General features: G+C 46.7%; 1 protein-coding gene. It reads right to left on the reverse strand.

Translation table 11 applies throughout. The features are described 5' to 3' along the window. A partial coding sequence (locus tag I6U49_RS16860; RefSeq protein WP_198629702.1) for a hypothetical protein occupies positions 1 to 334 on the reverse strand: 334 nt, incomplete at both ends.

Genomic DNA, 334 nt, shown 5'->3' on the forward strand with positions numbered 1-334 from the left:
TCATCTGTCACGGTCCATGTAATATTGGTGGTTCCCACGGGGTATTCCGCATCTAATGGCTGGTTATCATCCCTTGTTCCGTTTACATTTCCAACTGAACAGTTATCAGTAGCCGTCGGAGGTACAATTTCTATCATTGCTCCACAGGTATCTGCATCTGCAGTAGTATTGATAGCTTCCACAGCAGTGATTACCGGCGCCTGATCGTCAGTTACCGTTACGGTTTGTATTACCGGTTCAGCCTCGTTTCCATTATCATCTGTCACGGTCCATGTAATATTGGTGGTTCCCACGGGGTATTCCGCATCTAATGGCTGGTTATCATCCCTTGTTC

It is taken from the genome of Salegentibacter maritimus, from assembly GCF_016236915.1.
In the GTDB taxonomy this organism is placed as follows: domain Bacteria; phylum Bacteroidota; class Bacteroidia; order Flavobacteriales; family Flavobacteriaceae; genus Salegentibacter; species Salegentibacter maritimus.